The sequence below is a fragment of the Flammeovirgaceae bacterium SG7u.111 genome, from assembly GCA_034044135.1.
GTDB lineage: Bacteria > Bacteroidota > Bacteroidia > Cytophagales > Flammeovirgaceae.
Genome location: CP139021.1, coordinates 7,082,095 through 7,107,635 on the forward strand (window position 1 = coordinate 7,082,095; position 25,541 = coordinate 7,107,635).

Consider the following 25,541-nt stretch of genomic DNA (forward strand, 5'->3'; position numbering starts at 1 on the left):
GAATAAAAGTTTCCTTTATTCTCAACCAAATAAACTTTGATAGATTACGCACCTCTAAAAAGCCCTATTGACAAAAAAATAGTTGGATAGAATAAAAAAAAACCTCGCCTTTTAAAAAGGCAAGGGATAACTATTTCTAATCAGGCAATCTTACTCTGTTATCTTTAGTTCAAAAAACTCACTGAAGCCTCTTTGTTCTGGGTAATACATAAGTTGGGTAACAGCTGGGGAAACTTTGTAGGTTCCGGGTATCTGCGCCCTTAGCAAATATGTATACTCATACTCACCAGGTTTCAACTTGGTAACGGTAGAAGCATAGCGGTTATCCCTATATTCTTTATGGGTGTACCAAAAGCTCCATCCCCAATGATGATGCTCCTCTTCTTCACCCTCTTCTCCTTTTATATTGTAGCCTGTTCGGTCTTGTACAAACTCACAACCGGCAGGAATTGGGTCTTCAATGAGCAAATACTCTTTTTCAGTTTTGCTTTTTATTTTCACTTTGACCAGTACCAAATCTCCTGACTTCACCGCTTCACCCTTCAATGCTTTTTTATTATACATCAACTTTCCTTTTGCCTCTTCTGCCTCTAGCTTGAAATACGATCTTTCCACCTCAAAAATTTCTGCATCTTTCACCTCACCAAGCAGCATTTTATGCTCTTCTTCTATGAAGTACTTCAACTGCGTGTTGAAATAGCTAGTACCTGAGCCTGTCTGCTTAATGGTTAATTTATTGTTTCCATGCTTCAGATAAGGATGGCTTTCCAAGGTTATTGCTGCATTTTTGCTGGCGAACAACTTTTCTCCCGTTAGCACAAAATTCTTACCCGCTTTAAAAACATCTTCTTTCTTTACAGAATAAGCTTCTACTTTTTTGCCATTGGCTAGCAGCTCTATTTCAAGCGAAGGGCTTAGCTCATTGGCAATAATATTTTGTAAAGAATAAATAATGATAGCCGTCTGGCGGGTATTGTGCCAGCTTTTTCCTTTCCGTTGGGTCATGAGCCACTGCACAGCTGGCGCAAGTAGTTCGTGATCAGGGTTGGTTTGGCTCAATGCCCTCACCACAGTTGCCGTAGTTTCTATGCGGTCGTCTTGCCACGAATAATAAAACTTTTTGCCTCCCCAGTAGCGAATAGCTCCCACCTGTACCACTTCTTTTTCTATTTTTTCCAAAAGAGTTGTGGCTTGGCTTTCGTCCCCTACAAAATGTGCTGCTTGCGACCACAGTGCCGCTTGGTAAGCCGTCATTTTTTCCACTTCAGGCATTTCCAGTTTTGCAAACCATTCCTTGCTTTCAAACTGAGAAGCAACCATCACTTGGTAGGCAAAAGTAACAGGGTCTTTGTCCTTTTTCTCAATTTGCTTGAGCAAAGCCTCCCTTCCTTTCATGTACATTGTACCATCAATTTCATACCCTACTTCATCTGCCAAGTACAAGCCATTTACCACATAGGCTGTCATAAACGGATGGGTAGCGTCATTGGTCCACCAGCCCCAGCCTCCATCGCTGTGTTGGAGTTCGGCAAGGCGTTTCAATCCTTTGGCAGTCATTTTTGCCAACTCGGCATCGTCTATATTAGATTCAAAACCATCGAGTGATTCCAAGGTGTTTTTTACCACCAAGTTAGGCATGAAGCGGCTCATGGTTTGCTCTACGCAACCGTAAGGATAGCCAATCAAATCTTCCAAAGAAGTAAGCAGTGCCGATGCCACTGAAGGCACTGAACTGATGTTCAATTTCACACTTGCCAGATTCACAGCTTCGGGTATATAAATATTCAAGGTTTCGCTTCGGGAATCTTTGAGGTGCGCTCCCTGTGCCACCAACATTTCCAAGCCATGCGGCTGCACGGGCACTTCCAGTTGCTGAGCATCCGATTCTTCATTGGTAAGTGCTTTTACGGTAAGCTTTGCCCCCGTTATCAGCTGTGTTTTCACATTCCAGTCAATCCGCTTTTCCCCATTGGCAGGTACATAAATAATCTTTTCCGTTCCTTTTACCGTCAGGCCTTCTGCTTGGAGGGAAACTTTAACTTTTTTGGTAGAAGAAAGGTAATTATGAATATTGGTGGCTATCACCACATCGTCGCCCAGCTTCATAAAGCGAGGGACTTCCATACGCACGAGCAGATCTTTGGTGACCACGGTTTTTACAAAAGCCTGCCCTATTTCGGTATTGGGGCTGATGACTTTTGCAAAAGTTCGCCACGTTGTGAGGTTATCGGGCAAACGGATGTTTACGCTTGCTTCACCATTTTGATCGGTATAAATGTTCGGATTCCAATAGATAGCATCTCGGAAATCTTTTCTCACAACAGCTTCTTTATAAGAAGAACCCTCTCCCTTGCGAGCAGACATCAATGCCATAGGTGCAGCCGAATCGGCAAAAGTTACCTCTTCAACTGACGCCTCTTCATCAAATTCCATATCGTCAACACTTCCCCAAGCATCATCGGCACTAAACGCTGCCGTGCGCTGAACTGCCATCATAGGAACACCAAAATTATCCGAGTTAGGTCGTACATAATCCAACTCCTTATACTTTCGGTTGCCAATAGCAGCATTTATTTGAACTTGCTCCTCTTTGCCTACCACCAACTCGTAAATAATGGTGCTATGCCCTTTGTGTGTAAAATGGATAATAGAATCGTATTCGGCGAATCCTATAAACTCGTAATAGCCGTGCTCATCGGTATGGGCTTTTTCTTTCCCCATCTTCACCTTCACCCCTTTTATGGGCTGCCCTGAGTAATAATCTACCACAAATCCTTTTACCCCACTTTGGGTACTATCCGAAACTGGTTTTAATAAGAATCTGCTCCATTGTTTTTCTTTGAGAAAAACATCACGACTCAAATCCTCCCCTTTTTCTCGAAGCTCAATTAACTGCTCTGGCGATAAAAAAGAGCTGCTCCCCGAATGATTTACGGCAGAAACCCCAAGGCTACTTTGCGCATAGACATTTCCATAAAATGCCTTCCGAATATCGCCAGAGTTATCAGGGTAAAGGGAATAAATACTTTCATCGGCGGTACTGAGCGTCACATTTGCTCCTTTCACAGGCTTACCATCTCGGTCGGTTACTTTTAGGATAGCCTCGGCAGTGGTTCCAGGTCGGTATTCCTTTTCGCTAAATTTCAGCTCTACGTTCAGGTATTTCTGGATAGGAACAACGCTGATATTCGCCGTGCGGGAATAGGTTTTTCCTCCTATGGCATACGCCACCATTATTTCCTGTTGGCCATATACACCTTCCTCCAGCTCTATTTCTATTTCACGAAAAGCCCCTTTGTTTCCTTCCTTCCCTTTAAACTCGTACAAGCCATATTGTTTCAGGTTAGGACCGTTCATGGCGAAAAGCACATCGGCTTCATGCTCTACATACACCATCGCCTTTACGTTCTCCCCTGCCTCATAAACTTTTTTATCTGTCATTATCTGTACAGAAGAGCCTCCCGTATCCCACCAACCATAATAATTATCATCAGGGCTGACAACATAAAAACTAGCCTGGCTCTTTGTTTTCCTTCCATTCTTATCAGTAGCCACTACTTCCACATAATAATAGCCCGCTTCTGGCGCATCGAACAGGACTATTTTCTCACCTCTAGCATCGGTTTTCAAGGTCTGTCGTTGGTACACTTGGTCTCGGTTGAAGCTATTGCTGTAGTACATTACTGCCTCAAACTCGGTTTCCACGGGCTTACCCGAAAAATCACTCGCACTGGCTATTATGCTTACTTTTTCATCCGTTTTGAAGAAATATTTATCGCTCCTAGCCGACATGTTGAACGCCGTGTTGGCAACAATGACCGACTTAGAGCCAGAAATGGTTCGGCGGCTGGCATCCGTCACCTCGACAATAACAGAGTAACGGTAATTTCGCTCATTATCATCCACAGGGGTTTCCACCGTAATACTAAAACTGCCATCTTCATTTATTTCCCCATTTCCATAATCCACCACCGTTTTTTCAGTATTGCGTCCGTAATAATCATCGTACCACCACCAGTAATAAGAAAAGCGATAGGGAGAAACGTAATATTCTTCGCGTACTATTCTGTACTCTACCTGAGCATTGGCCACCGGCGCACCAAAGAAATATTGGGCATCGATAGAAGCCGTGAGCGTTTCGCCCATCACATACTGGCTCTTGTCCAAGGCGACATTCACTTCGTACTCGGGCTTTTTGTACTCCTCTACTTTAAAAGAAAAATCTGCTACGTAGCGAGCCTTGCGACCTTCTTTTGAAATAAGGCTTGCGGAAATCAGCCACTCGCCAAGTGGCGCATCTTTGGGAACAAAGATGCTATCGGAAAAACTTCCAGCTTCGTCGAGGGCCACTTTCTTTTTGAAAACAGATTCGTAATTAGAATTTTTTATTTCATAAATGGCAGAATCTGAAGGTACTTCTAAGTTGTTTTTGAGCAGTTCTCTGAAGATAGCTTTGAAGCGAACCATTTGCCCCGGACGGTAGGCTGGGCGATCGGTAAAAATATAATGCATCGGTCTTGAGCTATTGCTAGCAGAGCCGAAGTAAAACTTAGACACAGCAAATTTCCCCTCTTTCACCGCAAGCAATGGGTGGTTCGTATAGCCCTGTTGGAGCGTATCATTCGAAAAATCGAAATAAGCCAAACCCTTTTCAAATGTATCTTGCTTTACCCTTCCTTTTTCCGAAACCATTACATACTCAAAACCTTCTACTCTTTTCCCCGTCTCCTTATCGGCTACAAAAGCAAGCAGCTCCGAGTCTACCTTGCGGGTAATCAGGTTATAATTTGTGACAAAAAACAGCAACCTTGCCCGCTGCCCATTTCCCCATGCTTCTAGCACATACGCTCCTTGGGAAAGCTTTCCTACATTTACAGTTCCATTTCTTCCCAGCTCCTGTCTCCACGTTTTTTCAAGCGCGAGCTTGCCCACAATACTATCGCTAAGAACCCCACCGTTCAGCTCTTTTTCACTTAAAAAGTGCTCGTCTACCGATGAAAAGCGGTACAATTTGAGCTGAAGATTATATTCGGATGTATTATCATAATAACTGCCATTGAAGCTGATTTTCACTTCTTCCTTTTCGGAAAAAGTTTTGTTTACGCTCAAGGTAACGCTCGGATAGTTTTGTGCAGAAATATGTGTGCTAAAACCGATCAATAGCATGAAATAAAAAAATACTTTTCTCATGACATTCTTTGTGTTGAATAGAAAATAGGTTCTTACAACCCGCCAAAGGATAAATTGCTCAGTAGGGTTGAGTTGTTGTTAAAAGTGTTTGTCAAAATAGAAGATGCATAGGGCTGGCTGATTCCATAAATAAGGAAACATTTTTTTCTATACGCAAACAAGATGAGGGGATTTTTTTACAAATACAAGCTCCTCAAAAGCCAAAAAGACGTCAATTCATAGAAATTAGACCTCGCTAGGAGAAGCAATTATTAGCTTTCGACCTTTTGGGCTGCCTCTGGATCGTAGGGAATACCCCCGAACAAATGCAGCATCATTGCCCTTGAAAGCCTGAAATTGAACGGCACGAGCAACACAGTGGGGATTACCACCAACAGAAGTGTTTCTACAAGGTTAGGGTCGCCCAGCACTTGGGAAGCTACAAAAATCCCTATAAGCAATGCGATGTTGAAGGCATAGGTGAAATACATGGCCCCAAAGTAGAATCCCAGTTCTGGGTGAAAGCTTTGCCCACATTTAGGGCAGGTCTCGTTCATTTTGTTGAACTTATGGATCCTGGGAATAATGGGCGCAACAAACATATTGCCTTCATGGCACTTGGGACATTTTTTTAAAACGATAGCGGCTGCTTTGTTCATGGCTAGGGCTAAAAATGGTTATTTTGTGGATTGGTTTGCAATATTACTTATCCCATCTCAGAAAGGTTCACTCAATACCTCATATTTTTCGCCAAAAGTGGCTTTACTAATCAAGCCATTCCCTTAACAAACCTTTTTTCGAAACATCTTTCAGCTTTTAATGCTTACTATCTGATAGAATTAAACTTTTACCTATGGAAGCATCATGCAGTTTGCAATCGCTATCAATTTTTGATGGTATCCCCCAAAACCAATTAGAATGGGTGTTGGAAAATGGGAAATGCTTAAATTTTTCCGAAGGCGATTACCTCTTTCAAAAAGGCGATCCCATTGATCAATTATACATCATTTTGGAAGGAAAATTCATCATCAATATTGAGCAAAATGGGGAATTTAGGAATACAGGGGAGATAAATGCAGGAGAACTCAGCGGGAGCCTCCCCTATTCTCGGGCTTCAAGTGCTTTTGGTTTTGCCATCGCCACCAAGCCTAGCAAAGTAGTCTCGCTGCATAAAAGTTATTTTTTGGAGATGATCCGAGAGCATCATGAACTCACCACCATGCTGGTACATACCATGACCAGCCGTGTACGAGATTTCACTAACCTACAACAGCAGCAGGAAAAAATGATGGCTTTGGGCAAACTCTCTGCCGGGCTTGCCCACGAGCTCAACAACCCGGCTTCGGCTATGGTCCGGAGTGCGCAAGACCTCAAACAGCATTTGGCCGCCGAATCTGAGAAATTTAAGGACGTAATCAGTATCGATATCACCCCCGAAAAAGTAGATGCGGTGAACGATGTCCTTTTTTCCAAGATAAAAACAAGAGAAAGACAAAAGCTGAGCCTAAGCCAAAAAACAGAGCTAGAAGATGAAATAGCCGATTGGCTGGAAGATCATGGATTTGAAGATGGCTATGAACTTGCCGATGTTTTTGTTGATTTTGCCTTTACCGTGCACGATTTTGAAGAAGTAGGAAAACATGTGACCGCAGGTGACATGGTCCCTGTAGTATCGTGGATGGGAAATGTGCTGACCACCGAGAGCCTGGTAACCGAAATAGAAGCTTCGGCTGAGCGAATTTCAAACTTGGTCAGCTCCATAAAATCCTATTCACATATGGACAAAGGGACTGATTTTGAACAGGTAGATATCCGATCGGGCATTGAAAATACGCTGAAAATGCTCAACCATAAGCTAAAGCAAAAACAAATTGCCGTGGAAACCGACTTTGGGAAAGAGGCTCCATTGATACATGGGAAAGTAGGTGCGCTCAACCAAGTATGGACGAATATTATAGACAATGCGACAGATGCGCTTGACCAAGGGGGAAAGCTTTCTATTTCGATTCAAAAAGAACTGGAATGCCTTACGGTAAACATAGAAGACAATGGGCATGGTATTCCAGAAGAGACCCAGTCTAAAATTTTCGATCCTTTTTTCACCACCAAAAAAATAGGACAGGGAACAGGGTTAGGACTTGATATTGTTGCTAAAATTTTGCGGGAGCATAAAGCCGATATTAGGGTCCAGTCCAAACCAGGGCAAACCAAATTTATTATTACCTTTAAATTGATTCAAGGATAAATTGAACCAATCTTTTTCTTTCCAATTAACACCTTTACTCAGAGTTTAACATGAAAAAACCATACATCTTTGCCGTGGATGACGACCCGCAAGTGTTGCAAGCGATCCAGCGAGACCTCCGAAAAGAATACCGCAAGGATTTTAGAATACTTGCCACCGCTTCTGCAAACGAAGGCTTGGAAGCCTTGAAAGATTTAAAAAACAAAGGAGAAGACATTGCCCTTTTCGTATCGGACCAGCGGATGCCCGAAATGTATGGAGTGGACTTTTTGGAGAAGGCAAAAAAGATTTACCCCGAGGCAAAAAGAGTATTGCTCACCGCCTATTCCGATATAGATGCTGCTATCAAAGCCATCAATGATGTACAGCTCGACTATTACCTCATGAAGCCTTGGACGCCTCCTGAAGAACGGCTTTTCCCTGTGCTCAACGACCTTATTGATGATTGGCAAAGTGGACATATTCCTAGTTTCCATGGTATAAAAGTAGTAGGTCATCAGTGGTCGCCACAGTCACACACCATCAAAGATTTTCTTTCGGGCAACATGATTCCTTACCAGTGGATAGATATTCTTTCCAATAATAAAGGAAAGGAATTGTTGCAGCTGAACGAACTTGATGACACAAGACTACCTATCATTTTCTTTGAAGATGGAAGCTACCTCGTCCAACCAAAACTGGCAGAATTAGCCAACAAAATAGGGTTAAAAACCGAAGCGAAACAAGCACTTTACGACGTCGCCATTATAGGAGCAGGACCTTCGGGATTGGCTGCGGGAGTCTATGGAGGCTCGGAAGGGCTAAATACTATTTTGATAGAAAAAAGAGCACCTGGTGGGCAAGCAGGAACAAGCTCTCGCATAGAAAACTACTTGGGTTTCCCCAAAGGCCTGAGCGGCTCTGACTTGGCAAGAAGAGCCATAACCCAAGCTACCCGCTTTGGCGTAGAGTTTCTTTCTCCACAAGAAGTCGATCGGATTGAGCTTTTGAACCAATACAAAACCATCCACCTCAAAGATGGGAGCAGTATCAATACCAAAAGTATTTTGATATCGACCGGGGTAGATTACCGCAAGCATCCCGCCAAGGGAATAGAAAAGTTCACTGGAGCTGGGGTCTATTATGGAGCTGCCAATACCGAGGCGCATGCCTGCAAAAACCAAGAAATTTTCATAGTAGGCGGAGGAAACTCGGCTGGGCAAGCGGCGGTGTATCTTTCCCGCTTTGCCAAAAATGTCTATATCGTCATTCGCCGACCAGATCTTACTTCTTCCATGTCTAGTTACCTCATAGACCAAATTAACGAAGTGCCCAATATCCACCTCCTGTCCAAAACCAACCTTATGGAAGTAAAAGGCGATGAGCAACTCAACTCTGTGGTACTCGAACATGTAGAAACCAACGAGATAACAGAAAAAAATGCAAGCGCACTATTTATTTTTATTGGCGCTCGCCCTTACACCCATTGGCTGCCCAAAGAAATCATGCTCAACAACAAGGGTTTTGTGGAAACTGGTCATTCGTTGAAACAGCACGGTGAGTTCAAAAAAACGTGGAAACTGGAGCGAGACCCCTCTTTATTGGAAACTTCTATCCCCGGTATTTTCGCATCTGGCGATGTGCGGGCAGGTGCCATGAACAGAGTTGCTTCGGCAGTGGGAGAAGGCTCCATGGCCATCAAATTTATCCACGAATATTTGGCTGAGAACTAGGTCATAGTTATTTCTTTTTAAAAAATTAGGGGTGTGCGAAAGCGATTTTGCCTTTAGGTTGAACAGCAAGTAAAACTCTTGCTTTTGATCCAAAACTGAAATTGCTTTATGGATAGACTATTTTTAGTTGCCACCTGCCTGCTTTTTTTGAGTGGCTTGGCAAATGCAACCGACCCCGATAGCACCAAAACCCGACCCGCTCAAATCACTTTTGTTTACCCTTTGGGAAGTAATGGTTTCGATGCCATGGACTATTCCAACAAGTTCTCGCTCAACGTTCTTTTTGGACTAAACGGCGGACTTGATGGCGGAACTGAACTTGCTGGCATAGCCAGTTATAACCATGGCGATGTAAGTGGCTTCCAAGCTGCCGGAATGTTCAATGTGAACAAAGGAAAAACCGAAGGTGCAATCATGAGCGGACTCGCCAACTTATCAGGCGGGGACTCTAGAGGAGCGCTGTTTGCAGGATACGTCAATGCAACAAATGGAAGTAGTAAAGGACTACAATCGGCAGGTTTTGCTAACGTGACCCTTAAGTCCTTTAACGGAGCTGGTTTTGCAGGCTTTACCAATGTTGTATTGGACTCTGCCTCCGGCTTTATGGGCGCAGGCTTTGCCAACGTAGTTACCAACAATGCTTCAGGTGTTCATATTTCCCCTTTCAATGTCACCACCAAAAGGTTCGATGGCTTCCAACTGGGCGTGGTCAACTATGCCAGTACACTGAGCGGAACACAACTGGGGATTATCAATGTAGTTACCGACTTGGAAAAGGGCGTGCCCATAGGGCTGTTTAGCGTAGTAAAAGGCGGGCTTTTCGAAATAGAGGTTTTGGCTGGCGAAGCCTTGTATAGCAACCTCAACTACAAAATGGGTGTAGACCAATTCTATACCATTTTCAAAGCAGGTTTTGCTACCTACAAAGACAAATCCGTGGTGAGTTATGGGGCTGGTTTTGGTACAAACGTTTCGCTGGGGGCAAGAAACGTCCTCAGCATCGACCTATCTTCTAGCCAGCTGAACTACGACAATAATTGGGATGGAAAAGTGAACCTACTTAACAAACTGGACTTCAATTTCAAAATAGCCCTTTCCGACCATGTTTCCTTCATCCTCGGCCCTTCGCTCAATGTGTATGTGACCCAAGAAAAAGTAGATGGGGAATTTGGTACGCTCAACGTGCCCTACACCCTTTACGAAGACAAAGACGGCGATACCGGAGTCTCTGGCTGGATTGGGGGAAATGCCGGGGTTTCATTTAGGTTTTAATGTTAGAGAGAATAGATTATCAATAAACAACCGAACCGTCGCTTGGCTTTGCTGGGCGGCGGTTTTTTGTATGTAGGTGAACAATTGCTTTTCCCTGCTAAAAAAGTACCTTTGTTTGTATGAGAACAGAACCAGCTGGCGCGAGCGTCTCGCTCGTGCCTCACCGTGCTAGAGTAAAATCAGTTTCTCCTCTGGTGAAGACAAATACAGTTAAACAGGAAATTGCATTCTTTCTCCCAACTATAATTCCCGCAAATCCTCTAACTAGAATATTTTTCTTGGTTACTTTGCAGTATGAGTACTTTCGAAGATTTCAATATCAAAAAGCAGTTAAAAAATGCCATTGCCGATTTAGGGCTTGAGAAGCCAACCCCTATCCAGCAGGCATCTTATTCCCCCATTCTTGCTGGGGGCGATTTTGTGGGGATTGCACAAACCGGAACTGGGAAAACAATCGCCTACTTGCTTCCTATCTTACAAGATTTGAAATATTCGGACCAGTTGCACCCAAGGATATTGATCTTGGTCCCTACCAGGGAACTTGTCATCCAGATAGTAGAAGAAATTGAAAAACTTACAACATACATCAATGTAAGAGTGGTAGGAGTTTATGGTGGCAGCAATAACATCAACTCGCAAAAAAGAGCCGTTGCCGAAGGGGCAGATATAATAGTAGGTACTCCTAGGCGATTATATGACCTTACGCTGAGCAATGTATTGCGCTTAAAATCCATCAAAAAAATGGTGATTGACGAGGTGGATATCATGCTAGACTTTGGCTACAAAACCCAGTTGAAAAATATCTTTGAGCACCTGCCCGCAAAGCGCCAAAATATCCTTTTTTCTGCTACCATGACTACTTATGTAGATGAGCTAATGGATGATTTTTTGGTAAACCCTGTCAAAAAAACAATTTCTATTAGCGGAACCCCTCTTGATACCATTAGTCAGGAATGCTACGCTGTTCCTAATTTTTATACCAAGGCCAACTTGCTCAATCATTTGCTTGCAGACAAAGAGGAGTTTAGCAAGGTTTTGATTTTTGTGGCTACCAAGGTAAGTGCCGACAGGCTTTTTGATACCTTAGATTTCGAATCCGAAATGTCTGTAATCCATTCCAGCAAAGAACAAAACCACCGTACCAATTCCATAGAAAAGTTTGAAGATGGTACGAGTAGAATCCTGATAGCGACCGATGTAATAGCTCGTGGAATTGACATTGAAAAAATCAGCACCGTAATCAGTTTCGATACGCCTTTCTACCCCGAAAACTATATCCACCGAATAGGGAGAACTGGCAGGGCCGAACAGAAAGGAAGAGCCATCCTTTTTTATAGTGAGAAGGAAAAAGATTTAAAAGAGGAGATTGAAAGCCTGATGAATTACATCATCCCCCCTTTCAATGAATTTCCCGAGGAAGTAGAAGTTTCCCACCAGCTAACTCCAGAAGAAAAGGACAAGCCAAAAGACCCTGATGAGGAATACCACAGAAAACTACCTGTAGAAACAGGAGCTTCTTTCCATGAGAAATCTGCGAAGAACAGTAAAACCCCAACCGAAAGAGTAAGTTACGAGAAAGCTTTAAAGCAGCGGTACAAAAAACCGCTCAGGCGTGGCGATAAAATCCAAAATATGAAAAAGAAAAAGAGGCGATAGATAGGTACCGAAGAAGGGTAGCCAGCACATACCACAAAAATAAGGACATAAAAAAAAGGAGCTCAAGTGAGCTCCTTTTGTATTTGGTGCAGAGGGTGAGGGATTCGAACCCCCGGTACCTCGCGGTACAATGGTTTTCAAGACCACCGCATTCGACCACTCTGCCAACCCTCTGTGTGATCAAATACTTAAATTTGGAGTGCAAATATGCACTCATTTTTTTGAGATTCAAAAAATCAGACAGATTTTTTTATAAAAAATTATACTTCCAGATGTGGTTTCAAAGCATCCATTATTTCGTGGGGTGGAACACATGGCTTTTTAGTCTTCTGATCCACAAAAACCAAAGTTGTTTTTCCTATGTTTATCAACTCTTCAGCCTCGTTATAAATCTCATATTCAAAATAAATTCGACTGCTGGGAAGTTCCTTTATAATGGTTCGGATAGTAATGAGCTGATCGTAAAGTGCTGGTCTGATAAACTTCGAGTAGCACTCCAGCACCGGCATAATCACACCTGTAGCCTCCAATTCGCTATAGCTCAAGCCCAATGAGCGCAAAGATTCCACCCTTCCAATTTCGTAAAACGAAGCATAATTGCCATAATACACAAAACCCATTTGGTCGGTATCGGCATACCTAATTCTCAGCTGATAATCGTAAGAAAACATATTTGTGTGTTATTAATAAAAAAAAGCTCCTTTGCTTAAAGGAGCTAATTTACTATAGTAATTATTTATTTCTAGTTAAAAAACTCTTTCATTCTGTCGAAAAAGCTTTTGTCTGAATTGCCTGGTGTAGGCTGGAAGTTTGGAGAACTTCTTAGGCTTTCCAACACGTTTTTCTCATCTTGGCTCAGCTTCTTCGGCGTCCAGATGTTCACGTGAATGAGTTGGTCTCCCGCTCCATACCCGTTCAAATCTTTTATACCTTTTCCTCTCAACCTCAACACTTTTCCACTTTGCGTACCTGCTTCTATCGGAATCTTCACCGACCCTGAGATGGTAGGCACTTCTACAGTTGTGCCAAGTGCCGCATCTATAAAACTGATATACAGATCGAAATGAACATTATTTCCTTCCCTTTTTAGGTTGTTGTCCTCAACTTCCTCTATCAGAATTAGCAAATCGCCAGGATAGCCCCCTCTTTTAGGAGCATTACCTTTGCCCGACATAGAAAGCTGAACTCCTTCCGATACGCCAGCAGGCACTTTGATGCTGATAACTTCTTCTTTATAGATCCTTCCGTCTCCGCTACAGGTAGAGCAGTTATCGTCTATGATTTTGCCATCACCCTCACAGGTTGGGCAGGTAGCAGTAGAAACCATTTGACCTAGCATGGTATTCATCACTTTTCGAACTTGCCCTGTACCTCCACAAGTACCACAAGCACGAAGCGATGTACCATTTTTAGCGCCATTACCTCCACAAGCATCACAAGCTACATAGCGCTTAACCTTTATTTTTTTCTCAACCCCATTGGCTATTTCTTCTAAGGTAAGTTTAAGCTTTATACGCAGGTTTGAGCCTTTTTTGCCTCTACCTCTGGAAGAACCTCCTCCACCACCGCCGAAGAAGTCGCCGAAGCCACCTCCTCCGCCACCGCCTCCGAAGATATCTTCGAAGCGAGAGAAAATATCTTCCATATTCATACCTCCGGCTCCACCGCCAAACCCTCCTGACGGATCTTGATGGCCGAAACGGTCATAGCGCTGCCTTTTCTCAGGGTTGCTGAGTATCTCGTAAGCTTCAGCCGCTTCCTTAAACTTATTTTCAGCCTCGGTATCACCCGGATTTTTATCTGGGTGAAACTTGATAGCTATCTTTCTATAAGCTTTTTTTATCTCTTCCGGAGTCGCACTATTGCTTACGCCCAGTATTTCATAATAATCCCTCTTAGACATTACTCAGCAGTTTCTGTTGTATATTTTTCTAAAATCGTATCATTCGACTTATGCATTCTGGCACATTTCAATAAACAAATAACGGTTTCTCACCCCATTCAAACTTGAATCAACCAGTATTAAACACTATTGCCTAAGTCTATTAAAATCAAGTACCTACCACTACTTTGGCATACCTAATTACCTTATCACCAAGTTTGTACCCTTTTTCAAGCTGATCTATGATCTTGCCTTTTAGGTCGTCACTAGGTGCCGGGAACTGGGTTACAGCCTCGTGCAGGTCGGTATCAAGGTCTTTTCCTTTCGCCTCTTCTATTTGGCTCAAGCCTTGTTTTTCGAGCAATTTCTCCAATTTGGTATGCACAATTTCGAAACCTTGTTTCACAGGATCATCCTCTTTCACATCGCCAAAAGACTTTTCAGCTCTTTCAAAATCGTCCAGTACTTGCACTAGCTCTATTACCAAGTTTTCAGTTGCTGTTTTTGTAAGCTCAATTTTCTCTTTAGCAGTCCTTCTCCTAAAGTTATCGAACTCAGAATACAGCCTGATAAACTTATCTTTTTGCTCGGCAAGCTCAAGTTTAAGTTTTTCTACTTCGTCAAGTTCTTCTTCGGGAGCAGCCTCTTCAGCAGTCTCCTCTTCTGAATTTTCTACTTGACCCTCTTCGTTTTGCTCAGCACCCTCTTCCACATTGGTTTCTGTGCTTTTAAACTCTTCCTTTGGTTCTTCTTGTGATTTATCTTTAGCCATTATCGTAATAAGGTATTTTTTTCTATCCAAACAATCGTACCCTTAATAAAAACTTAAGGGCACAAAACTATTTAATAACAACCGATGCCTTGTTTGATAAACAAGCTTTATTCTGGTCGTTGCCAACTTTCTTCAGATGGTCAATATTTTTGCCAAGCAAAGATATATGACAAAATGACGTAAAAAGCCCGCTAGCAACTGCTAAAAAGGCAAGCTCACTGTCAGGTGGCAGTACCACTTCTTAACAATGAGCTTACTTTTTTTTACAAAAAGGCTTCTAATAAGCCCTGCCCGTATGACCTTCCATAAAATTGATAAATGCCCTGTTCACTACCTTGTTTCCACCATCGGTCGGATAGTTCCCAGTGAAATACCAATCGCCCAAATGGTTAGGGCACGCCTTGTGCAAATTATCAACCGATTGGTAAATGACCTTTACATCTGCTTTTACATAATCAGGTTTTACAATCTCAGCTATTTCATCTGAAATTTGCTGATCGGTAAATTGATCGTAGAGCTCTTTGAGATAGTTTTTCTTATGCGCAATACCTTTTTCAAATGCTTTTTCGCATTTTTTCTTTACCTCTTCTAGCAAGTTCTCCTTTCCTGTTTTTTCCAATAAGTTCAGCATCGCCCTAAAGGCTACAAAATGGCTCATGGTGGACATATCTATGCCATAACAATCAGGATACCTAATTTGAGGAGCAGAAGAAACTACGACGATGCGCTTTGGCTTCAGGCGCTCTAACATATTGATGATACTTTTTTCGAGCGTGGTTCCCCTTACTATCGAATCATCTATCACCACTATGGTATCTTGCCTTTTCTGAAGCAATTCATAGGTGGTGTCATACACATGGCCTACCAAATCATCTCGCTGATCACTATCGGTAATAAAAGTTCTGAGTTTCACATCTTTAATCACCAACTTCTCTACCCGGATTTTGGTTTTGAGCAAGTCGGCAAGTCTCTCCCTATCTTTCTCGTTGTATGCATCTTGTCTTACCCTTGTCAGGTATTTGTCCAGCCCTCTTTCCATACCCATAAATGCCGTTTCGGCCGTGTTTGGAATATAAGAGAAAACTGTATTTTTCAGGTCGTAATCAACTTCTTTGAGAATATCGTTTACCAAAATCTCTCCAAGCCTTTTTCTTTCCTTGTAAATCTCAGGATCAGATCCTCTTGAGAAATAAATTCGCTCGAAGCTACAAGAAAGTTGCTCCAGCGGCTTGATGAATTCTTTTACTTCAACATCGCCATTTTTCTTTACAATGAGCGCATGCCCAGGAGGCACTTCTTTAATCTCATCGTATTCTATATCGAAGGTAGTTTTGATAGCAGGTTTTTCAGAAGCTGCCACTACCACATCGTCATCTACATAATAATACGCAGGACGAATACCGGCTGGATCTCTGGCGACAAAAGCAGCACCAAAACCAATCATTCCCAACATGGCATATCCGCCATCAAAATCCTTGCACGAACGTTTTAAGATTGCTTGAATATCGAGATCTTCTGAAATTCTATCCGTGATCTCTTCGTTGCTCAAGCCTTTTTCTTTGTATTGGCTAAACAGACGTTGGTTTTCTTCGTCCAAGAAATGCCCTATCTTTTCGAGCACCGTCACCGTATCTATTTTTTCTATGGGGTGCTGGCCCAAGTCTACCAAATGACTAAAAAGTTCATCAACATTAGTCATGTTGAAGTTCCCCGCCATTATCAGGTTGCGGCTTTTCCAATTGTTCCGCCTGATCATGGGGTGGCAATTCCTTATCTCGTTCTTGCCATGCGTTCCGTAGCGAAGGTGGCCCATGTAGAGCTCTCCCACAAACGGAGCGTTCTTTTTCATCCACTTAGCGTTATAATACTTTTTAGGACGCTCCTCTTTCAGTTTGCCCAGCTTCTTATTTACCTTTTCAAATAGGTCCATAATAGGCTGCGATTCTACTGAACGATACCTTGTCATGTAATGATTTCCAGGGGGGTGATCTAGCTTAATATTGAGCATGCCAGCACCGTCTTGCCCTCGGTTGTGCTGCTTTTGCATCAGCAAATAAAGCTTGTTGATGGCGTAAGTTGGCGTGCCATGCTTCTCGAAATAGTACTCTAGAGGCTTTCGAAGCCTGATCATGGCGATGCCACACTCGTGTTTTATAAAATCACTCATTGATTTGTTATAGTTGTAAGCCTATCGCTTCGTCTATTTGAAAGTGCAAATTTAATAGTTCGATAAAAACTAGCCCCCTTTTTTGTAACAATAAATCTCAACACCCTACGAAAGTACATTAGAGATTTTTAAACAAAAAAGATTTGGTGAATAAGCTATGAAGGAGAGATGATAGTGTCTGAATAAGATCCAACTGTTAGTTACAATACGCCCTTTTAAAGCTTTTAGCTCGTGAAAAGTTCAGGCTTTTCCACAAAAAAATGGATTAAAAAAAATAGGGAAATCAGCAGATATTCATAATTTCTGACTAAAATGGCAGGAAATTTCATAAAATATTAATCAATAACTTACTCACCTCCTTTTTAAACTACTGAAATAGTATTGGTTAGTTTATTACCACTCTCAAACAAACATATTTTGAAGTAGGCAAAATATGTGGTTAAAAATCAATCACCACCCAACAAAATCAAGCATTTCTTATTGTACTATTTTATACTGTTCAGAACATGTTTAAATTTTACCTTTTTCATTGCAAACGACCATTTCGAAAACTTCAACCTGATTATTTTCGCCTGAAAATTTAAATTTCAAACAAGCTTTCAAAGAATTAATTCTACCGATTTTAAAAAAATTATTTTTTTCGGATTTTTAATAAAAATCACCAATTTGAAATAAATGGGCATAGCAACGAGAACAGGTCTGTACATCCAGTGTAGCGCTTCTTTGAAGGAGCATATGGCTAAGGCTGACCAGTTGGACAGGTAAACAGAATTGTATAAAGACCAGCTAAACCCAACAACTAACTAAAATAATTATGGAGAATCCAGAACTAGAAAGATTAAAAAGTACTGTAAATAACTCTGGATGGAAGAGATGGGGACCTTACCTCTCGGAAAGGCAATGGGGAACAGTGCGCGAAGATTATAGTCGAGGTGGCGATGCTTGGTCGTACGTTTCTCATGAAATGGCACGAAGCAGGGTATATCGCTGGGGCGAAGATGGAATTGGCGGGCTTTCTGACAACAAACAGACGTTGTGCTTTTCAGTTTCGATGTGGAACGGAAAAGACTCTATATTAAAGGAAAGGCTGTTTGGATTGAGCAATGGCGAGGGCAACCACGGTGAGGATGTAAAAGAGATGTATTATTACCTCGACTCCACGCCTACCCATTCATATATGAAAATGCTTTATAAATACCCTCAACAAGCATTTCCCTACGAAGAACTAGTTCTTGTAAACCAAGTTCGCGACAAACCTGATGCGGAGTATGAGCTGATGGATACAGGCGTTTTCGACAAAGACCGCTACTTTGATGTATACATAGAATATGCAAAAGCCGACGAAGACGATGTATTGGTAAAAATTACGGTGGAAAACAGGGGAGACCGGGGGGCTTATATACACCTTGTTCCCACTGTTTGGTTTAGAAATACTTGGCGCTGGGGCTATGACGATTACAAACCCCAAATACGAAAGACCTCTAAAAAAAACCAAGTGGAGCTGGACTATTGGGCAGCACAGGGCTTTCACCTGAGCTACCAAGGCAAGCCAAAGTTGCTTTTTTGCGATAATGAAACCAACCGCGAACTTCTTTACAACCAACCTAGCCGTACGAAATACCCCAAAGATGGAATAAACGACTACGTAACCAGAAAAGACCTTGCTAAGGTAAACCCAGAGGAAGAGGGCACAAAGCTAGGACTATATTTTATGCACAAAATCCCTGCGAAGGGCAGCGTAACTTGCAAGCTAAGGTTGAGCAACTCGGATGCTGGAAATGACTTCAAGGACTTCGACAAAATTTTTAGCCTTAGGAAAAAAGAGGCAGACCTGTTCTACGAAAACCTTCACAATGGATTAAAAAACCAAGAATTACGCTCTATACAGCGACAAGCCTATGCAGGCATGCTCTGGAGCAAGCAATTTTATTATTATAATGTAGAACAATGGCTCAATGGCGATCCTGCAACTGGTGGACCTCCACAAGAAAGGCAAAACGGAAGAAATGGACAGTGGAAGCACTTGCACAACCAGAATATTATTTCCATGCCCGATAAGTGGGAGTACCCTTGGTATGCTGCATGGGACTTGGCCTTCCACTGCATCCCCTTGGCAAGGCTCGATGCCGAATTTGCCAAGCGCCAGATTTTACTGATGCTCCGGGAATATTATATGCATCCTAATGGACAAATTCCTGCTTATGAGTGGAATTTTGGTGATGTAAACCCTCCCGTACATGCTTGGGCCGCTTGGAATGTCTACTCCATAGACAAAGATATCAATGGGCAAGCAGATACCGATTTTTTAGAAAAAGTATTTCATAAGCTGCTCATGAACTTCACTTGGTGGGTAAACCAGAAGGATGACAACGGCAATAACCTATTTGAAGGCGGCTTCTTAGGTTTGGATAATATTGGAGTTTTTGACAGAAGCAATACCCTCCCAACAGGGGGAAAAATGGAACAAGCTGATGGTACGGCATGGATGGCTATGTACGCACTTAACATGCTTCGGATAGCCTTAGAAATTTCGAGTATTAGACCCTATTACCAAGAAATGGCTTCCAAATTTTTTGGACACTTCTTGAGCATAGCAGGCGCGATGTTCAATATTGGCGATGAACAAGTAGAGCTTTGGGACGATGACGACGAATTTTATTACGACATCATCCACCCCGACGGGCAGCCTAGCCACCGCTTAAAGGTAAGGTCGATAGTGGGAATTATTCCATTATTTGCTATTGAAGTTCTTAGCCCAGAATTACTAAACCAATTGCCAGATTTTACCCGCAGGCTAGAATGGACGCTCAAAAACAAACCTAAGTTGGCTAATTTGATTTCGAGGTGGTATGATCCGGGAAGAGGAGAAACCAGAATGCTTTCCTTGGTAAGGATCCACCGCCTGAAGTGTACACTCCGCAGGATGCTTGACGAGACGGAATTTCTTTCCGAATATGGCATTCGAGCTTTGTCGAAATTTCACAAGGACGAGCCATATTTGTACAAAGTAAAAGACCGAACCTACTCGGTTTCCTATGTTCCGGGCGAGTCTGATTCTTCCTTATTTGGAGGAAATTCCAACTGGCGAGGCCCTATTTGGTTCCCTATCAACTTTATGATTGTTACTTCCTTACTGAGGTTTCATGATTATTATGGCGATGATTTTACGATGGAGTGCCCCGTAGGCTCGGGGAAATTGTTCAACCTAAAGGAAATAGCGTATGAAATAGCAGAAAGGTTGATTAAGATTTTCACCAATGATGAGCAGGGAAATAGGCCGTTTTATGGGGAATCGAACAAACTTCAGAAAAATGTGCATTTCAAAGACCACATCCTTTTCTATGAATATTTTCATGGCGACTCGGGTTTTGGTCTAGGGGCTTCGCACCAAACTGGTTGGACTGGTCTTGTAGCCGAGCTTATACGAATGGTAGATGAGTACAAAAATGAAAAACAAAGCTCCAAATAAGAGGCTTTTATGGGCTTTTATCCCCCTCACATTTCTCAAGCAAGGGGGATATTTTTTTATACAAAACTCTGATACGTCTGCTCTATATGAAGCATCGCCCTGAAATGTGCATCGGCAATCCTCGAGCGGCTTGAACGGTTCATGAGAAATTCCCTACACTCTTGGTTATTGTCCATGAAAAAGTTTTCGGTAAGAACTGCTGGCATTTTGGTATGCTTCAATACATAAAAGTTCATTTCCTTATCAGGATCACCATCTCTATAATCCCTACGGAAATGCTTACTGGGCAGCTCGGCAAACTCCTCTCTCATTTTTTCATAGAAGATCGTCGCGATTTTGTCGGACTTGGTCTGTCCTTTTGAAGTGTAGATTTCCCAACCTTTTCCCCCACCTGCATTCGCATGTACGGAAAGGTAAATACAAGGCCCTTTGTTGTTCCACTTATTGGCTCTTGCTACCCTCTCTGGCAAAGAAGTATCTTCCATCTCGGGAGAAACATGGTAATAGCGAATGCCAGCAGGCACACATCTTTCAATTATCCTGTTCACTACTCCTCTATTAAACTCACCTTCGTAAAGCGTAATTTCATCGTCCCATTTCGGGCTTCTTTTGCCCGGAGTTTGGTATTCTCCATTGATTAACCCTCCGTGACCGGGGTCTAGTATCCAAAGTATTTGGCTCATGTTGTTTAGTGTTTTTTCTCAATTAAGAGATTTTTACCACAAGAAGCAACAATAAGAGGGGATAATTGGCAAATGGACTAATATCAAGTACCACAACCCAATGTACAAAATGTTGAATTTAATATATTTGCTTGTTTATTCTTTTTCCCATAACTAACTTTAGAGTAATATAATTCTCAAAAACAACGCTCCATCCCATGAAAAAGCACCTTATACTAATATCCGCACTTCTCTTACTGATCGGGTGTAAAAACACTCCTTCTGAACCTCTTCTTGAGGAAACAGAAAGCCCAAACTTACTTCTGACAGAATGGGCACCCATAGGTGCGAAATGGTACTATTCGGACGGATCTTCAGGCCAAAGCCAAGAGGATAGCGAGGGGTATTATTTGATTGAGTCGGTAAGGGATACAAATATGAGCCTAACAAATGCTCGGGGGACAGTTGATGCAAGGATATTGGAAATATCGAACTTTAGAAATGGAGAGTTTAAGAGCAAAGAAATTGAAGTAATGTACGGTTCATTAGACTCAGTTTACCACTGGGATAAACATTAGCAAGAATTTTATTTGTTGTATGATTTCACCGCTAATACAGGAGATACATTAGTAATTAAAAATGAACCTTTTAAGTCGTACTGGGGAGGAGAATATGACTACTTTATTGCCAAAATAAAGGAGAAGGAAACAAAAGATATAAATGGGCAATCACTTACTTATCAGATAGCTGAACTGGTACCCAAAGAAGGTGGTTTACGTGGATGGCAATATTACGAAGGTGGCGTAGATGCAACATTAATACAAGGTATTGGTTCTACCTTTTGGCTTTTTGGAGGAGAGGAGTTTACACCATTGTATGTAAAAGCACATGTTGGTTTAAGATGCTTTGAATACAAGGGCAGTGTTTACAAAGCAGATACACATTCTCATGAAGGATACCATTGGAAATTGGACTGTGATTATATGAAAAGTGGGCAGTAGCTAGTGCCCCGCCAACTCATCTACAAGAGCTATATATGCCTGCTTAGCCTCGTCCGAACTTTTACCGCTAAGTTTGTTCCAAGCATCCCACTTGAACTGGGCTTTGAAGTCGAACCCGCCTGGTCTTTCTTCTTTCACGTCGCCTTCGGTTGCTTGCTTGAATAAGCCATAAAGTTTTAGCAAAATTTCGTTTGATGGTTTTTCATCTAGCTGATGCACTCTTTTTTGTGCTTCTTCAAAATTTTGGTCTAAACCCATATTGTTATATTGGTTATTTATTCTAGTTGTTATTTAAAACTATTTGTCTTTTTCGTCCTCTTCTTCCTCTTCAAGGTTTATGATTTCAGGGCCATACTTTTCTGCCAAAAAGCGTTGTTTATAAAGCGTATTGGCCACATCGCAGACCTCGGTAGTAAAATAAGCATTGAAACCAGTCCCTATCACTGCCCCCTTTATAGAAATAGCCTGCCCCACTTTTGCCTTCAGCAATTGGAAAGTAATGGAACTAGTTAGTTTGGTAAAAAGCTTGAGAAACTTGGACTTATCGAGTTCTTCCTGCTTTTTCTTTCCCACCATTTTCTTCGTTTGCTCTACCAAACGCCTCATTACCTGTTTCTTGGTCATTTCATCTGTAGAGGCTGCATATTCTAAAATGTTCAGAGCAAATACCCTTTCGTGGTAAAGGGTGATATCGAAGCCATACATGGTAGCGTATTCGCTAATGGCTTTGTGGTTCATACTCACCAAAGCAATGATATCGGAAGGCATTCCTGGTAAGCTCAAAGCAGTAACTTCGTCTTCCTCTTCTTCTTTAGCCAAGGTGTGGTACTTTTTACATAAATCACCTACGGCATCTTCCACTACCTTCAAGTCCAGCAAGGCTATGTCTTCCTTTGTTTTCACGTCAGAAAAGCCTGCCTCAAAATATCTCTTGATGGTTTCTTCTTGCTTTACCGTCCAGTCGGTAACGTTATGGGCAAAAGCAGCCAGGGTCCCCTCGGTCTTTTCCATTGCCATATCCAGTCCTGGCATTTTGGTAAGCCACTCCCCCGCACGGTTGATCGGCTTGGAAAGTGAACTCAGTACTTTGGAAAACTTGTTTATTTTTTTGGGCACTTGCCTCCTTTCATTAAGCTCGTTTATAACTTTTTGCTCATATTCGGAAGGTTGAGAGGGTGGCTTTTTCATGTCTTTAATGCTAGATAAAAGATAGTGCAAATTAATTCATTCTAGGTATAAGAAGCTAATGAAGGGGGTGAAAGTTCAAGGAAAGTCGGCTTCAAAAAAAATCCCGCGGCACACTTGCGCCACGGGAAATTTAAAACAGGTTGTAATCTGCTTCAAAGATTATCTTTCAGCATATAGCAAACCATATGCTACTTTATTTCAATTATAAGTGAATTACTTCGTCGTAAGCCGCAGCTGCAGCTTCCATCACCGCCTCAGACATGGTTGGGTGAGGATGAACCGATTTCACTATCTCCATACCAGTAGTCTCAAGGTTTCTTGCCACTACTACTTCGGCAATCATCTCAGTTACATTAGCGCCAATCATGTGCGCACCTAACCACTCACCATATTTAGCATCAAAAATCACTTTGATGAACCCGTCTTTTGCCCCAGCAGCACTTGCTTTGCCAGAAGCCGAGTAAGGGAACTTACCTACTTTTATGTCGTATCCTGCTTCTTTAGCAGCCTTTTCCGTATAACCAACCGAAGCAATTTCAGGTGAAGCATAGGTACAGCCAGGGATATTTCCATAATTCAATGGCTCTGGGCTATGCCCCGCTATTTTTTCTACACAGATGATTCCTTCAGCTGAAGCTACGTGAGCCAATGCTGGTCCTTTTACTATATCTCCAATTGCAAATACACTTGGGATGTTGGTTTGGTAATAATCATTCACCAATACTTTTCCCCTATCGTGCGCTACACCTACATCTTCCAAGCCAATGTTTTCAATATTGGTAGTTACACCTACTGCAGAAAGAACAATGTCACACTCTATGGTAAACTCGTCGCCACCTTTGTTTGGCTTAACTGTAACTACACAACCTTCGCCTGATTTATCAACATTGGTAACCGAAGCGTTGGTATGGATTTTCATTCCTGATTTCTTGAAGCTGCGTTCCAATTGCTTAGAAACATCTATGTCTTCGTTAGGAACTATATTTGGCAAGTATTCTACTATGATCACCTCAGTGCCAATTGAGTTGTAGAAATAGGCAAACTCGACACCGATAGCTCCTGAACCCATCACAACCATTTTCTTAGGCTGCTTCTCCAACGTCATTGCTTTGCGGTAGCCAATGATCTTCTCATTGTCAATTTCCAAACCTGGCAATTCCTTAGAGCGACCTCCAGTAGCCAAAATGATATTGTCAGCTTCGTAAACAGTTTTAGATCCGTCCGCAGCTTCTACTTCAACAGACTTACCTGTTTTGATTTTACCGTATCCGAGAAGTTTCTCTATTTTATTCTTCTTGAACAAAAACTCGATGCCTTTGCTCATTCCACCGGCTACATCACGGCTTCTTTTTACCATTGCGCCAAAATCGGCCGTAGCATCTTTTACTTCAATACCATAATCTTTTGCGTGCTGGATATATTCAAATACTTGCGCACTCTTCAACAACGCTTTGGTAGGAATACAGCCCCAGTTAAGGCAGATACCACCAATCTCGGCTTTTTCGACTATTCCTACTTTCATTCCCAGCTGGGATGCCCTGATAGCAGCAACATAGCCACCTGGACCACTCCCTATCACTATCAAATCAAATTTTGATGACATAAGGCTTATGGATTATATATGTTATTCTTCTGTTAAATTGTGCTGCAAATCTACACGATTAGATGAAAAAAACTGAAGGATGAAGTAGATAGTTGGAAGATTCGCATAGAACTGAGCTTTAATTCATTACCACAACCGTTACCGAAGGAGTTAATGCCTAAAAAAATCTTTAATTCTTTTTCAGAGGACTCTCTATTTTTAGAATAATGAATATTTTCGTTTGTGCTTATTCATTTACTAAACCTCACAATCATCAGGTTCTTAAGATTAAAATTGAGATGAATACTATCCTTGTTATAAGATTTTAAATGATTAGCACCCTCTTTCAATTCAACAGAACTAATATAGATTATGCCCCATTTTGATTTAGAATATTATTTGGAGAAAAGAAGAAAGGGCGTTCCCTTTTCAGAGATCAGGACAGAATTAAAAACCAAAGGGTTCGACGAGTTCGAAATAAAACTGCATATAAAAGAGCTGGATGATGCAGAACTCGAAACTGCAACGACAAAATCTTATAAGGGAAGTGCAAAAGTATTTATGTACATGGGAATAGGCTTGATGACACTGGGAATTGGGATTACCTATTTTACGAAGCAGCTAAACTATAGCCAGTATATCATGGCATATGGACCGGCTGTAGCAGGCATATTTTTATACATGTATGGAAGGACTAACCTGAAGAAAGCAAAAAAATGATTTTGTAAACAAAAAAAAGCCCCACGCCATGGCGTGGGGCTCAC

The 25,541-nt window shown here is 42.0% G+C and carries 18 protein-coding genes and 1 tRNA gene; 8 read left to right on the forward strand and 11 right to left on the reverse strand.

Going from position 1 to position 25,541, the window contains the following annotated elements; translation table 11 throughout:
• Positions 1-150: 150 nt before the first annotated feature.
• A complete protein-coding gene (locus tag R9C00_27290; GenBank protein WPO35406.1) occupies positions 151-5,190 on the reverse strand; it encodes an alpha-2-macroglobulin family protein in 5,040 nt (1,679 codons plus the stop codon).
• A 251-nt stretch (positions 5,191-5,441) separates the two neighbouring features.
• Positions 5,442-5,828, reverse strand: coding sequence for a DUF983 domain-containing protein (locus R9C00_27295; protein WPO35407.1), 387 nt, complete (start codon positions 5,826-5,828; stop codon positions 5,442-5,444).
• 194 nt (positions 5,829-6,022) lie between these two features.
• On the opposite strand from R9C00_27295, the gene R9C00_27300 reads away from it, so the two are divergent.
• The 4 genes from R9C00_27300 (at position 6,023) to R9C00_27315 (ending at position 12,054) form a co-directional block, all read left to right on the forward strand.
• Entirely contained in the window at positions 6,023-7,414 is a 1,392-nt protein-coding gene (locus R9C00_27300) for an ATP-binding protein (protein WPO35408.1), read from the forward strand.
• Positions 7,415-7,464: 50 nt separating this feature from the next.
• Positions 7,465-9,126, forward strand: a complete 1,662-nt coding sequence (locus tag R9C00_27305; protein ID WPO35409.1) for an FAD-dependent oxidoreductase — start codon at positions 7,465-7,467, stop codon at positions 9,124-9,126.
• A 108-nt stretch (positions 9,127-9,234) separates the two neighbouring features.
• Positions 9,235-10,398 (forward strand): hypothetical protein, encoded by a 1,164-nt coding sequence (locus R9C00_27310; protein WPO35410.1) that lies wholly within the window; start codon positions 9,235-9,237, stop codon positions 10,396-10,398.
• A gap of 294 nt (positions 10,399-10,692) precedes the next feature.
• The gene (locus R9C00_27315; GenBank protein WPO35411.1) at positions 10,693-12,054 is read left to right on the forward strand and encodes a DEAD/DEAH box helicase; all 1,362 of its coding nucleotides are present in this window, start codon (positions 10,693-10,695) and stop codon (positions 12,052-12,054) included.
• 89 nt (positions 12,055-12,143) lie between these two features.
• Here R9C00_27315 and R9C00_27320 read toward each other — a convergent pair.
• From R9C00_27320 to R9C00_27340, 5 genes are all read right to left on the reverse strand, one after another.
• Positions 12,144-12,228, reverse strand: a tRNA-Ser gene (locus tag R9C00_27320).
• A gap of 86 nt (positions 12,229-12,314) precedes the next feature.
• Positions 12,315-12,725 (reverse strand): thioesterase family protein, encoded by a 411-nt coding sequence (locus R9C00_27325; GenBank protein WPO35412.1) that lies wholly within the window; start codon positions 12,723-12,725, stop codon positions 12,315-12,317.
• Between the two features lie 71 nt (positions 12,726-12,796).
• Positions 12,797-13,957 (reverse strand): molecular chaperone DnaJ, encoded by a 1,161-nt coding sequence (dnaJ, locus tag R9C00_27330; GenBank protein WPO35413.1) that lies wholly within the window; start codon positions 13,955-13,957, stop codon positions 12,797-12,799.
• Positions 13,958-14,105: 148 nt separating this feature from the next.
• Positions 14,106-14,708 (reverse strand): nucleotide exchange factor GrpE, encoded by a 603-nt coding sequence (locus R9C00_27335; protein ID WPO35414.1) that lies wholly within the window; start codon positions 14,706-14,708, stop codon positions 14,106-14,108.
• Between the two features lie 277 nt (positions 14,709-14,985).
• Positions 14,986-16,875, reverse strand: coding sequence for an amidophosphoribosyltransferase (locus R9C00_27340; protein ID WPO35415.1), 1,890 nt, complete (start codon positions 16,873-16,875; stop codon positions 14,986-14,988).
• Positions 16,876-17,689: 814 nt separating this feature from the next.
• On the opposite strand from R9C00_27340, the gene R9C00_27345 reads away from it, so the two are divergent.
• Positions 17,690-20,344: a glucosidase gene (locus R9C00_27345; protein ID WPO35416.1), complete on the forward strand. Its 2,655-nt coding sequence runs from the start codon at positions 17,690-17,692 to the stop codon at positions 20,342-20,344.
• 56 nt (positions 20,345-20,400) lie between these two features.
• Here R9C00_27345 and R9C00_27350 read toward each other — a convergent pair whose 3' ends face one another.
• Positions 20,401-21,027: an N-acetylmuramoyl-L-alanine amidase gene (locus tag R9C00_27350; protein WPO35417.1), complete on the reverse strand. Its 627-nt coding sequence runs from the start codon at positions 21,025-21,027 to the stop codon at positions 20,401-20,403.
• Between the two features lie 197 nt (positions 21,028-21,224).
• Between R9C00_27350 and R9C00_27355 the strand changes: the two genes are divergently transcribed.
• Positions 21,225-21,584: a hypothetical protein gene (locus R9C00_27355; GenBank protein ID WPO35418.1), complete on the forward strand. Its 360-nt coding sequence runs from the start codon at positions 21,225-21,227 to the stop codon at positions 21,582-21,584.
• A gap of 15 nt (positions 21,585-21,599) precedes the next feature.
• A complete protein-coding gene (locus R9C00_27360) occupies positions 21,600-22,007 on the forward strand; it encodes a hypothetical protein (protein WPO35419.1) in 408 nt (135 codons plus the stop codon).
• On the opposite strand, the gene R9C00_27365 is transcribed toward R9C00_27360, so the two are convergent.
• The 3 genes from R9C00_27365 to lpdA all read right to left on the reverse strand — a co-directional run bounded on the left by R9C00_27365 (position 22,008) and on the right by lpdA (position 24,798).
• Positions 22,008-22,265: an acyl-CoA-binding protein gene (locus R9C00_27365; protein ID WPO35420.1), complete on the reverse strand. Its 258-nt coding sequence runs from the start codon at positions 22,263-22,265 to the stop codon at positions 22,008-22,010.
• Between the two features lie 39 nt (positions 22,266-22,304).
• Positions 22,305-23,195, reverse strand: a complete 891-nt coding sequence (locus R9C00_27370; GenBank protein ID WPO35421.1) for an EcsC family protein — start codon at positions 23,193-23,195, stop codon at positions 22,305-22,307.
• A 202-nt stretch (positions 23,196-23,397) separates the two neighbouring features.
• Complete coding sequence (lpdA, locus tag R9C00_27375) at positions 23,398-24,798, reverse strand: dihydrolipoyl dehydrogenase (protein ID WPO35422.1); 1,401 nt, start codon at positions 24,796-24,798, stop codon at positions 23,398-23,400.
• Between the two features lie 351 nt (positions 24,799-25,149).
• On the opposite strand from lpdA, the gene R9C00_27380 reads away from it, so the two are divergent.
• Positions 25,150-25,497, forward strand: a complete 348-nt coding sequence (locus tag R9C00_27380; protein ID WPO35423.1) for a hypothetical protein — start codon at positions 25,150-25,152, stop codon at positions 25,495-25,497.
• The last annotated feature ends 44 nt before the right edge of the window (positions 25,498-25,541 follow it).

Coding starts and splice junctions, on each gene's coding strand:
- dnaJ (WPO35413.1), bottom strand. CDS start 13,957: ATGTCTAAGAGGGATTATTATGAAATACTGGGCGTAAGCAATAGTGCG.
- R9C00_27355 (WPO35418.1), top strand. CDS start 21,225: ATGAAAAAGCACCTTATACTAATATCCGCACTTCTCTTACTGATCGGG.
- lpdA (WPO35422.1), bottom strand. CDS start 24,798: ATGTCATCAAAATTTGATTTGATAGTGATAGGGAGTGGTCCAGGTGGC.
- R9C00_27305 (WPO35409.1), top strand. CDS start 7,465: ATGAAAAAACCATACATCTTTGCCGTGGATGACGACCCGCAAGTGTTG.
- R9C00_27325 (WPO35412.1), bottom strand. CDS start 12,725: ATGTTTTCTTACGATTATCAGCTGAGAATTAGGTATGCCGATACCGAC.
- R9C00_27345 (WPO35416.1), top strand. CDS start 17,690: ATGGAGAATCCAGAACTAGAAAGATTAAAAAGTACTGTAAATAACTCT.
- R9C00_27380 (WPO35423.1), top strand. CDS start 25,150: ATGCCCCATTTTGATTTAGAATATTATTTGGAGAAAAGAAGAAAGGGC.
- R9C00_27295 (WPO35407.1), bottom strand. CDS start 5,828: ATGAACAAAGCAGCCGCTATCGTTTTAAAAAAATGTCCCAAGTGCCAT.
- R9C00_27365 (WPO35420.1), bottom strand. CDS start 22,265: ATGGGTTTAGACCAAAATTTTGAAGAAGCACAAAAAAGAGTGCATCAG.
- R9C00_27370 (WPO35421.1), bottom strand. CDS start 23,195: ATGAAAAAGCCACCCTCTCAACCTTCCGAATATGAGCAAAAAGTTATA.
- R9C00_27290 (WPO35406.1), bottom strand. CDS start 5,190: ATGAGAAAAGTATTTTTTTATTTCATGCTATTGATCGGTTTTAGCACA.
- R9C00_27310 (WPO35410.1), top strand. CDS start 9,235: ATGGATAGACTATTTTTAGTTGCCACCTGCCTGCTTTTTTTGAGTGGC.
- R9C00_27315 (WPO35411.1), top strand. CDS start 10,693: ATGAGTACTTTCGAAGATTTCAATATCAAAAAGCAGTTAAAAAATGCC.
- R9C00_27340 (WPO35415.1), bottom strand. CDS start 16,875: ATGAGTGATTTTATAAAACACGAGTGTGGCATCGCCATGATCAGGCTT.
- R9C00_27300 (WPO35408.1), top strand. CDS start 6,023: ATGGAAGCATCATGCAGTTTGCAATCGCTATCAATTTTTGATGGTATC.
- R9C00_27335 (WPO35414.1), bottom strand. CDS start 14,708: ATGGCTAAAGATAAATCACAAGAAGAACCAAAGGAAGAGTTTAAAAGC.
- R9C00_27350 (WPO35417.1), bottom strand. CDS start 21,027: ATGAGCCAAATACTTTGGATACTAGACCCCGGTCACGGAGGGTTAATC.